Origin of the sequence: Streptomyces sp. NPDC046915, from assembly GCF_040644935.1 — a bacterium.
Classification (GTDB): domain Bacteria; phylum Actinomycetota; class Actinomycetes; order Streptomycetales; family Streptomycetaceae; genus Streptomyces.
This window is the reverse complement of record NZ_JBEYXB010000055.1, coordinates 1-10,093: the sequence shown is the minus strand read 5'-3', so window position 1 is coordinate 10,093 and position 10,093 is coordinate 1. Positions and strand designations below refer to the sequence as shown.

Annotated in this window: 9 protein-coding genes and 2 pseudogenes; 8 read left to right on the top strand and 3 right to left on the bottom strand. The window is 69.3% G+C overall.

All coding sequences use genetic code 11. The annotated features are described in order from the left end of the window. Positions 1-69: 69 nt before the first annotated feature. From ABZ915_RS48520 to ABZ915_RS48495, 6 genes are all read left to right on the top strand, one after another. Positions 70-228 (top strand): hypothetical protein, encoded by a 159-nt coding sequence (locus ABZ915_RS48520; RefSeq protein ID WP_361817833.1) that lies wholly within the window; start codon positions 70-72, stop codon positions 226-228. Between the two features lie 874 nt (positions 229-1,102). Then, positions 1,103-2,008 carry a helix-turn-helix transcriptional regulator gene (locus ABZ915_RS48515; protein WP_361817830.1) on the top strand — a complete coding sequence of 302 codons (906 nt, stop codon included), beginning with the start codon at positions 1,103-1,105 and terminating at the stop codon, positions 2,006-2,008. 183 nt (positions 2,009-2,191) lie between these two features. After that, a complete protein-coding gene (locus ABZ915_RS48510) occupies positions 2,192-2,401 on the top strand; it encodes a hypothetical protein (protein ID WP_266738437.1) in 210 nt (69 codons plus the stop codon). A 122-nt stretch (positions 2,402-2,523) separates the two neighbouring features. Further along, complete coding sequence (locus ABZ915_RS48505; protein WP_361817827.1) at positions 2,524-3,228, top strand: MauE/DoxX family redox-associated membrane protein; 705 nt, start codon at positions 2,524-2,526, stop codon at positions 3,226-3,228. A gap of 606 nt (positions 3,229-3,834) precedes the next feature. Further along, positions 3,835-5,571, top strand: a complete 1,737-nt coding sequence (locus ABZ915_RS48500) for an ABC transporter ATP-binding protein (protein ID WP_361817824.1) — start codon at positions 3,835-3,837, stop codon at positions 5,569-5,571. Next, the gene (locus tag ABZ915_RS48495) at positions 5,568-6,068 is read left to right on the top strand and encodes a S26 family signal peptidase (protein WP_361817821.1); all 501 of its coding nucleotides are present in this window, start codon (positions 5,568-5,570) and stop codon (positions 6,066-6,068) included. Before ABZ915_RS48500 ends, ABZ915_RS48495 begins: the two co-directional genes overlap by 4 nt. Positions 6,069-6,125: 57 nt before the next feature. Here the strand turns inward: ABZ915_RS48495 and ABZ915_RS48490 are convergent. The 3 genes and pseudogenes from ABZ915_RS48490 to ABZ915_RS48480 form a co-directional block, all read right to left on the bottom strand. Continuing rightward, positions 6,126-7,129: pseudogene (locus ABZ915_RS48490) on the bottom strand (IS5 family transposase). A gap of 72 nt (positions 7,130-7,201) precedes the next feature. Then, positions 7,202-7,369, bottom strand: coding sequence for a DUF6233 domain-containing protein (locus tag ABZ915_RS48485; RefSeq protein WP_361817818.1), 168 nt, complete (start codon positions 7,367-7,369; stop codon positions 7,202-7,204). Positions 7,370-7,662: 293 nt separating this feature from the next. Further along, positions 7,663-8,493, bottom strand: coding sequence for a dienelactone hydrolase family protein (locus tag ABZ915_RS48480; RefSeq protein WP_361817815.1), 831 nt, complete (start codon positions 8,491-8,493; stop codon positions 7,663-7,665). Between the two features lie 140 nt (positions 8,494-8,633). On the opposite strand from ABZ915_RS48480, the gene ABZ915_RS48475 reads away from it, so the two are divergent. Both ABZ915_RS48475 and ABZ915_RS48470 read left to right on the top strand, forming a co-directional pair. Further along, the gene (locus ABZ915_RS48475; protein ID WP_361817812.1) at positions 8,634-9,680 is read left to right on the top strand and encodes a helix-turn-helix domain-containing protein; all 1,047 of its coding nucleotides are present in this window, start codon (positions 8,634-8,636) and stop codon (positions 9,678-9,680) included. 138 nt (positions 9,681-9,818) lie between these two features. Next, positions 9,819-9,998, top strand: a pseudogene (locus ABZ915_RS48470) (transposase); the annotation flags it as partial. Positions 9,999-10,093: the final 95 nt, after the last annotated feature.

Sequence of the window (10,093 nt, the reverse complement as noted above, 5' to 3'; positions counted from 1 at the left end):
TCCTCCGGATACGGAGACTTGCGTCCCACCTGGACATCCCTCCCTGGACCATCAAGATCCATCGTCAGGGTGTCCACTCCAAAGGATCAGCCTCAGCTGTTCTCCTCCGCCGCCCAGCTTGTCACCACCGGCCGGCGCCGCATCCTCCGCCTCGCGAAGCACTGGCCCTGGACCGACGTGATCACCGAAGCCCTGCAACGACTCGCGACCCTGCCGAGCCCTGGCTGACCAGCAGCTTTCCGTCCCTACGAGCAGCACCACCCCGACCGGAGCCGTGAACCCGGCGTCCACCCGACGCGACTGCCGGGCCACAGACCTGCCCGTGATCAGCCTGGACGACCGAAACGGCCCGCAAGAGAATCCGACGGGACCGTCACAAAGATCGAGGCTAGATCTGGCCCCAGTTGAGCCTTCATGGTGAAGAGGTACGTCGCCGCGCCAGGGAGACCTGGGCCGCGGCGCGGCAGGGTCCGGCAGAGGAGAGCCGGTCAGTGAAACCCGTCGGGCTCAAGCCGACGGCGGCCCGAGCGAACAAACCAAGCCAATGGCATTACGTGGTCTGGCGGTGGCGAAAGGTGCTGTGTAACTCTTGGCCCCGCGGAGCAATCTCCGTAACGGGGAGGGAACATGGCTGAATCGGGCGATGCCGTCCGGCCACATAGGTAACCGCCATGGATTCCCCGGCACGGGAATTTGAGCCGAATGCCCGTCCCTCCCTACGGCCCGGCCGAGCGTCGCGTACTGGATGACGGGCTGGCCCGCTTTACCCGGGCCTCCCCGTACAACAAAGCGCTGTCCGCTTGTTCTTGAGGCGTACGAATTCGGCACCTGACGAAAATCGCCTGCCGTTATGGCTCGGTCGAGGGCGAGCGGACGTGTGCGAGGACCAGACCGCTGGCACTCGACTCCGCTCGTGCATCACACCATCTCCCACGCCCATCCGGAGAGTTGCCATGCATCTACTACCCCATTTATCTCTTGCCGTCTCGACTGCCGCGATCGCCGCTGTGTCCGACGAGCCCGTGCGGGCGCAGCGGGGCGACGGCGAGGCCACATACCTCCAGGCCATCGCGCAGTGCCGATGCCGACGGTGGATGCTCAGGTGTCCGACTTCCTGCTGACCAGGTACGTCCCGGCAGGGCGGCGGCTGCGATGCCCCGAGGAGCAGTGGGAGCTGGCCCTGGGGCAGCCGCATGCGTCGCTGGGGCCGGGGGTGCTCTGCTACCGGGGATTCCGGTTCGCGCCAGGGCCAGTCCGCAGACGTCTGGAGATCCCGTGCGGGCTGGCGACCCTGGTCCTTGGCTTCGGCGAAGCCCTGCGGATCTCACCGGTGGGTGCGGCGCACCGGACCCGTACGGTCGTATCCCTGCTGAGCCCGCCCACTACGCGCCCAGTGCTGGGCGAGCACCACGGAGGGATCCGTGGCGTCGAGGTGATGCTCGCGCCGTGGGCGGCCTTCGAGCTATTCGGCGTGGCCCTCGGGGACCTGCCCGAGCCCGGGGTGGAGCTCTCCGAGCTGCTCGGTGTCCGGGTCGATCACTTGGCGGAGCAGCTCGCACGGGCCTCGGGGTGGTCCTCCCGATTCGACGTGGTCGACCAGTTCCTGCTGCGCTGCCGCGAGGACGGCCCCCGTGCGGCCGCTCGGGTGGTCGAGGCCTGGCAGCGGCTGGAACGTTCCCACGGCCGCCTGAAGATCACGGCCTTGGCCGAAAGTCTCGTCTGGAGCCAGCGCCAGCTCGAGCGCGGGTTCGCGGAACAGCTCGGGCTGACTCCCAAACGGTTGGCCCGCGTGCTGCGTTTGCAGCATGCGGCGGCGCTGCTCACGGCCGGCCGCAGTCCCGGTGAGGCCGCGTCCAGCTGCGGGTTCAGCGATCAGGCGCATCTGACAAGGGAGTTCACCGCGCTGACCGGACGCCCACCGCTACGTTTTCTCACCGAATATCAGAGTGGGGGAGGGGGTGTCGACCGGATGGCCAGTCGCATTACCAGCATTCTGCAAGAAGGCTGAATCCCGCGCAGCGCTATCACTCGCCCCGGATGGATGGGAATCCGTTGCAGCGTTGCGTCCCGTCCCTGCCGTGCATGTCGAAAAAATCCAATGCCGATTTCCTTCAATACCGGCCCACCGACCGGATGCCAAGGTCGCTGATCCGACGAACGTCGGGCCGATTGACCTAGAGAGGAGAGCGACATGCTTCGCATGCTGGAATCCGCAGGACAGGCCCTGCTCGAGCGATTTGTGCCCAAGATTTCCGCTTCGGCGCAGGTCGGGCCGCAGGGCTGCTGGAACGCGTGCTGGCAGTGCAACGTGGCCAACCGCTACCCGAACGTGAACACCTGGTGCCGCTACAACGCTCCGTGCTGTGGCACCGACGGCGGCTACCTGAACTGCTACTGCTGACCGTACTCGTGGGGCCCGGCGCGTCGGCGCCGGGCCCCGCTCCACAGTGCCCGAGCGAGGGCGAAGGCCCCCTGCGCGGGACGGATGCGCCAGCCCACTCGACCTAGCAACTCTGGGGGATCGTGGATCCTTATCTCTCGACCTGGATCAGGTGTCTGATCGGTCTGGTCTTCCTGGTATCCGCGGTGAGCAAGGTCCGTGGCCGCCAGTCCTTCGCCGACTTCGCCGCGGCGGTTGAGGCACTGGCCCCCGTGCCAGGGGCGCGCAGGTTGCTAGCTCCCGCTGTGGTGGCCCTGGAGTTCACCGTATGCGGGCTGCTGATCGTGCCACTGCCCGGGGCGTTCCGGTACGGCGCCTGGCTCGCGACGGGTCTGCTACTCGCCTTCGCTGTCGGTATCGCGTTCGCCGTATGGCGGGGTCAGGCCACGGCTTGCCGCTGCTTCGGGACTTCCGCGACACCCGTCAGCGCCTGGCAGGCGGTACGCAATCTGGCACTGGCCGTCCCGGCCGGCGTCGCGGCCCTGGTCGGTCCGGGCTCCGGCGGCTCCACTGGCGCAGTCGCCCTGACGATCGTGATCGGGCTCGTGTGCGGCGCACTCGTCACCGTGCTCGACGAACTCGTGGAGCTCTTTCTGCCGGTTACGGGCACCGCCGCCTTGCCCGCCACCATGCCCACCACCATCCGACAGGAGAAACACCGTGCCCCTCGTGATCGCCGCCCTCGTCTTCGTCGGGGCGTTGTGCGTCCTCAACCTCGTACTGAGCCTCGGCATCATCAAGCGCCTGCGGGACCAGGCCGAGATCCTCAACCGCGACGGCAGCTCTAGCCCGCCCGTCTCGGTCGGCATGGGCGACGAGATCGGCGAGTTCACCACCCTCACCCTGGACGCCGAGCCGGTGGACGACGCGAGTCTGCGGCACGGCGACACCCTCGTCGCCTTCTTCTCGCCGAGCTGCCGCCCGTGCCAGGAGAAGCTGCCGAAGTTCGTCGACTTCGCCCCTTCGTTCCCCGGCGGCCGGGACAAGGTGCTCGCCGTCGTCGTGGGCGAGCCGGAAGAGGCCGCCGACATGCTGGAGCGGCTGCGTCCGGTGGCCCGGGTGGTACGCGAGTCCACCACCGAGAAGGGGGAGATGAGCAAGGCCTTCGACCTCCAGGGATTCCCTGCCGTGCTGGTCGTCTCGCCCAGCCCCGAGCACGGCCGCCCCATCGTCACCGCCGACAACATCGACCTCGACGTACCGGTGCCGGCCCGGTGAGATCGCTCCGCCGACGCGTACCGGCTTCCTCGGAGATCGGGACCGGGCACACACGCTCCGCGCGCCAGCGCGTCAGCGCCGCCGTCGTCCTGTGTGCCACTGCGGCGCCCTGGGCCTCGGCCGGTTACGCGATGCTCACCCTCACGTCAGGCCTGGTACCGGTGCTGACAGCGTGGATGACGAAGCTCCTGATCGACGGACTGACGCACAACGCGGATCTGCGGACGCTGCTCATCCCCGCACTCGGTTACGTGCTGGCGGCCATCATCGTGGGCATCGGCCCGCTGGCCGCCCGCTATCTGCGGGGGGTGGTGGACCGTGAGGTGGGGCTGCTGGCCCAGGACCGGCTCTTCACCGCGGTGGGCCGCCACCCCGGCCTGGGACGGCTGGAGGATCCGGCCTTCCTGGACCGCCTGCGGGTGGCCCAGGACGTGGGCAGAACGGTCGCGGGCCAGCTCGCGGACGCGGCGCTGTCCGCGGGCCGCTCCCTGCTGACCGTCACGGGGTTCATGGTGTCCCTGGTGGCGCTCAACCCGGTGATGGCGCTCGTCGTTCTCGCGGCGGGCGTGCCGTCGCTCGTGGCCCAGCTCGCCCTTTCCCGGCACCAGGCCCGTGCCGTGCTCGAAGTGGGCAGAATCGAGCGCAGGGAGGACTTCTACGCCCGGTTGATCGCCGCACCCACCGCGGCGAAGGAGATCCGGCTCTTCGCGATCGGTGACTTCCTGCGGTCGCGGGTGCTGGCCGAGCGACGGGCGGCCAACGCCGTCACCCAGTCCGTGGACGCACGCCAGACCAAAGTGCAGAGCGTCCTGGAAGTGCTGTCCTGCCTCGTCTCCGGAGCCGGTCTGGTGTGGGCGGTGTTCGCGGCCCACACCGGCGACCTCACGGTCGGCGGGGTCACGATGTTCGTGGCGGCGGTCGATGGTGTGCAGGGCTCACTCGGCAGCCTGTTGATCCAGCTCGCGGCGTCCCAGCGCGCGCTGCTCATGTTCGACCACTACCTGGAGGTCGTCGAGGCCAAACCCGACCTTCCCGTGACCGCTGAGCCGGTGCCGCTGACACCCCTGCGACACGGAATCGAACTGTGCGACGTCTGGTTCCGCTATGCCCCGGACCATGACTGGGTGCTGCGCGGCCTGAACCTGTTCATCCCGCACGGCGGTTCCCTGGCCCTGGTCGGCCTGAACGGCGCCGGCAAGTCCACCCTCGTCAAGCTCCTGTGCCGCTTCTACGATCCCACGCACGGCGCCGTACTGTGGGACGGAGTCGACCTGCGCGACGCCGATCCGGTGGAGCTGCGCGCACGGATGAGCACGCTCTTCCAGGACTTCCAGCACTACGACATGACCGCTGCCGAGAACATCGGTCTTGGTGACCTGCGGCTGCTGGAGGAACGCGACCGGATCGAGGCCGCGGCGGCCAAGGCGGGCATGCACGAGAAGCTCGCCCAACTGCCCCAGGGATACGACACGATGCTCTCGCGCACCTTCCACCACGACGCTCCCGCAGAGGAACACCGGCCAGGAACGCTGCTCTCGGGCGGCCAGCACCAACGCCTGGCCCTGGCCCGGGCCTTCATCCGCGAAGGACGCGACCTGATGATCCTCGACGAACCCTCCGCGGGACTGGATGCCGAGGCGGAGCACGAGATCCACCTCTCGATCCGCCGGCACCGGGCAGACCGCACCAGCTTGTTGATCTCACACCGGCTCAGCGCCGTGCGCGACGCGCACCGGATCGCCGTACTCGGCGACGGCCAGGTGAAGGAGGAAGGCAGCCACCGCGAACTGCTCGGGTCAGGGGGCGAGTACGCGCGCCTGTTCGCCCTCCAGGCCGACGGGTACACGGACGACGGGCATGGCCCGGGCACTGTCGGCCCGGCCGACCCGGTAGAAGCGGCGGCTGGACGATGATCGCGGACCACGCCGCGGTCGTCGCCGCCGCGCTCACCCGCCGTCTGGTGGCCGTCACCGTGGACGGAGTCAGCATGGAACCGGCCTACCGGGACCGTGACCAGGTGCTGGCCATCCGAGGCACGCGGCTCAAGGTCGGCAGGGTGGTGGTCGTCGAGTCCCCATTCGGCACCAGCGGCTGGAGACAGCGGGCGCTCGCGGCCAAGGCGGCCCCGTCCCTCGTACCCCAGCGCCGGTGGATGATCAAGCGTGTCGTGGCCCTGCCTGGGGATCCCGTCCCGCGCCGAGACGTCCCGGCACTCGCCGACGTGGCCGAGGACCGAGTACCGAGCGGCATGGCCGTACTGCTGGGCGATAACCAGTCGGCGAGCTTCGACTCACGGGCGTTCGGCTATTTCCCCCTCGAACGGATCCTGGGCGTGGTGCGACTCGCCGTACGTTCACGGAATGGCTCGCCGGGTTCACGGGAGCCGTCTGGACCCATGGGGGCCGTCTGACCGGGGCGAGTTCAGGACGCGCGGGGGAAGGCCTCTAGAGCCTGTGTGACGTTGTGATCAGCCAGTTGCCTTCAGCAGGTCGTTGATCCAGATCATTGAGGCACGGAGGTGGAGGCCGGCGAGGTAGCTCTCGGGCGACTTGTCGTATCGAGTGGCGATGCCCCGCCAGGCCTTCAGCTTGTTGATGAGCCGCTCGACCGTGTTCCGCTCCTTGTAAAGATCACTGTCGTGGCACGTGGGGCGGCCGCCGCGGCGGCCCTTCTTCTTCCGGTTGGCGGCCTGGTCCTTCTTCTCCGGAATGACTGCCTTGATGCCGCGTTTCCGCAGGCAAGAGCGGTTGGCGCGGGACGAGTAGGCCTTGTCCGCGGCGACAGCACCGGGCCGGGTTCGAGGCCGGCCCACAGGCAGAGGGACCCGAATCCTCTGCAACACGGGGACGAACTGCGGGCTGTCGCCGGCCTGTCCTGCGGTCAGCACGAGGGACAGCGGACGGCACCTGCGGTCCGCGGCGAGATGAATCTTGCTCGTCAGTCCGCCACGGGATCTGCCGAGCAGGGCTTGGTTCAGCCGGAACTTGCGCCGTCGCCTGATACGCCGTCACTCTTCCTGCTCGGGGTCGTCCTCGCCGTCCTGCCCGTTCTGTCCCGGCGGGCCGCCCCTTTTTGCCGGGCCCGCTCCTGTTCGGCGGCGGCTTCCTCAAGGGCGTCCATGACGTCCTTGCCGAGGTGCATCCCGGCTGCGTCGTGGTGGGCGCGGGCAGTAGTGGAGTCCACGCTGACCAGGGATAAGTCCGTCTGTCCCCGGCGAGCGGCCTCGGCGATCATGCCTTCCAGAAGAGCGGAGAAGACCCCGGCGTCCCGCCACACGCGAAAGCGCCCGTAGACCGTCGGCCACGGTCCGAACTCGGAGGGCATCTCGCGCCACTGGGCGCTGGACCGAAACCGCCAGATCACCCCCTCGAACTGCTCCCGCAGCCGCTCGGGGTACGGACCGTACTCGCCTATCGGCAGGTACGGCTCGATGAACTCCCACTGCTCGTCGGTGAGTTGCGTACGTGTCACACCCAGCGTCCTACCAGGTCCCACCCCCGCACGGGACCAGAACCCGAGAATGATCACGACCTCACACAGGCCCTAGTCGAGGATGCCGAGTGCTGTGTCCGGTCGGCAGTGGACGCAGGCCGGCACCCGCTGGCGCAGCGCCTCCACAGCCTGCTGCCAGGTCACCGGGCGGCACCGTCCGTTCCTGGCCGCTGCCGAGCACTCACCGGTGTGCACGGCGTCGACGTTCGTGCGGTTCACGCGGGTTCCCCAGAACGCTGAACGTGGACCGATGACCAAGGAACTGTCAGAGGACATCCCATCTTGCCCGGCTCGCGCGCGATGTGGGCGGTGATCGCACCGCACCCGGGCGGTTCGGACCCTGACAGACCGTCCACGGACGGTTCGCCCGCTGGGTCGTCGACGGCTCCTGCCGCCGCCTCATGGCCGCAGCCCGGACGAAGGCGGAGGCGGACTGGCTGATCGCGATCGGCCCACGCCGCTGAACAGTCGGGCCTTCCTGGGCCGATGCGGTGCGATCCTGGCCACGGCCATCACGTGGCGGACAGCGGTCGGTTCCCGGGCGGGTGCAGGCGGGCGGCGAGGAAGGCGAGGATCTCGTCGCGGGCCCGGACCGTGGGGTGGCCGGCCTCGTCGACGAGATGGGCGGTGACGACGCTGTGCGGGGTGCCGACCAGGTCGGCGAAGAAGGGCGGCGGGGCGGGGTTGGCGGCGCTGTCCGGGAGGACGCGCCCGTCGAAGGCGTCGCCGAGCAGAGCGCGGTAGGCGGCGAAGCGCTGCCCCGTGCACCAGCGGTCGCCCTCGAAGCGGTAGGCGAGGACGGTGAGCCCGTCGCGATCGAGCCGGTCGCGCACCGCGCGCGCGTCCGCGGCGTCGAGTTCGAGTCCGCTGGGATCGTCGAACGGCAGCGACGGGTGGTTGACCACAGGGGCGATCACCGCCGGCTCCAGGGCCATGGTGAGGGCGAAGTTGCCGGTGAAGCACAGGCCGATCGCGCCTACCCCCGGCCCACCGCACGCGGAGTGGGCCTGGCGCGCCAAGCCGCGCAGCCAGACCGTCACCGGGCTGGTACCGCCTCCGGCGAAGGCGCGGAACTCCGCGCTGACACAGGCGCGGCGGACCACCTCCCGGCCGCCCTCTACCGTGGGGAAGGCACCGTCCGTCCCGAACAGGGAGGGCACATGGACGGTGAAGCCGGCGTCCCGCACCCAGCGCGCGAGCCGCAGGACATCGGGACTGATGCCCGGCATCTCGGGCAGTACCACCACCGCGGGCCCGGCCCCGGCCACGTACACCGCCTTCTCCACCCCCTCCACGGTCACGCTCCGGCGGGTGAAGTCGGTGATCGGATCGTCGTCGCTCATGGGGCCAGCCTGGCCCCGGATCCGGCCGCCGGACGAGGGGCCAGATCGCCAAGGTCAAGGGTAATCTCGCCACAAGCGAGACAGGATGGCGGTACGTGGTCGGCGATCCGGGGCCGGGGACGCCAGGGGGTAGGGAAGCGATGGCAGAGGCGGCGCGGCAGGCGAGGGACAATGCGGGGCCGAGCGCCGGAGCGGGCGCGCTGCGGGTCGGGGTCCTGGCGTACCCGGACTGCTTCGCGTCCGAAGTGTTCGGCGTCCCCGACCTGTTGACGATGGCCGGGCATGTCGCCGGACCGGACGCACCCGGCTACCGGGTGTCGCTCGTCTCGCCCCGCCGCCGGGTCACCGCCTCGGGCGGCGCGAGCCTGGACGTGCGGCTCTTGCACGAGGTCGACGTCCTCGTGGTCCCCGGCTTCGAACTGCGCCCGGACACGGACCTCGACGCGCGGCTCGCCCCGCTCGCCCCAGAGATCACGGCGATCCGCACACAGGCCGCCGCCGGCACCGCCATCGTCTCTCTGTGCATCGGCGCGTTCCTGCTCGCCGAGGCTGGGCTTCTCGAGCGGCGTCGGGCCACCACCTCCTGGCTGCACGCCGACGAACTGGCCAGGCGCTGCCCGGACGCCGACGTGCGGCCCGAGTACCTGGTCGTCACCGACACGGGGGTGACGACCACGGCTGCCTTCAGCGCCATGTACGACTTCGCGCTGGACCTGATCCGCCGACACAACGGCGCCCGGGTGGCCCGCACCACCGCACGGTTGGCACTCGTCGACGACGCGCGAACCTCCCAGACCCCGTACGTCGACCTGCGGCTGCTTCCGCAGCCCGGCCGAGAGTTCTCCCAGCGGGTCATGCGGCGGCTCGACCAGAACCTCGCCGAGCGGTACGACCTCGCCGCACTCGCGGACGCCTTCCGGGTCAGCAGCCGCACGCTGCTGCGCCGCTTCGCCGAAGAGACCGGACGGAGCCCGCTGGCCTATCTGCAGGCCTCCCGGGTTCGCCGCGCCCGCCATCTTCTGGAGACCACCGACCGCACCGTCGCCGCCGTCGCCGCGGCCGTCGGCTACCAGGACCCCGGCACCTTCGCCGCCCTCTTCGCCCGCCACACCGGCCACCGCCCGAGCGTCTACCGGGCCGCCTTCCGCCGCACGGCCCGGGCGTCCGCCCTGGAGGACGGTGTCTAAGCTTGATGTTTATCGTCCGCGGTCGAACACGGCCTCGAACTTGCTGACGTCTTCGTCTGAGTGTCTGACGTGAGAGCGGCCTTCGCCCGATCCTGTGCTCCGTCACAGAGGCACTTGACCAGTACGAAGGCCGTAGCAATGAGTCTGCTGCAGCGGGATGTCCCGCGGGATGCGTTTGTCGAACTGTCATGCTTCCGGTCGGAGTTCTATGCCTGCCTGACCCAGCGGCCCGACGCCTTGTTCGAGCTGAGTGACGCCTTGCTGTGTTCGGACGGCCCGGTGAAGACGCTGGTCGAACTGTCCCTGGCACCTGAACATTGAGGCTGATCCTTTGGAGTGGACACCCTGACGATGGATCTTGATGGTCCAGGGAGGGATGTCCAGGTGGGACGCAAGTCTCCGTATCCGGAGGA

Coding starts and splice junctions, on each gene's coding strand:
- ABZ915_RS48510 (WP_266738437.1), top strand. CDS start 2,192: ATGCTTCGCATGCTGGAATCCGCAGGACAGGCCCTGCTCGAGCGATTT.
- ABZ915_RS48500 (WP_361817824.1), top strand. CDS start 3,835: ATGACGAAGCTCCTGATCGACGGACTGACGCACAACGCGGATCTGCGG.
- ABZ915_RS48495 (WP_361817821.1), top strand. CDS start 5,568: ATGATCGCGGACCACGCCGCGGTCGTCGCCGCCGCGCTCACCCGCCGT.
- ABZ915_RS48480 (WP_361817815.1), bottom strand. CDS start 8,493: ATGAGCGACGACGATCCGATCACCGACTTCACCCGCCGGAGCGTGACC.
- ABZ915_RS48475 (WP_361817812.1), top strand. CDS start 8,634: ATGGCAGAGGCGGCGCGGCAGGCGAGGGACAATGCGGGGCCGAGCGCC.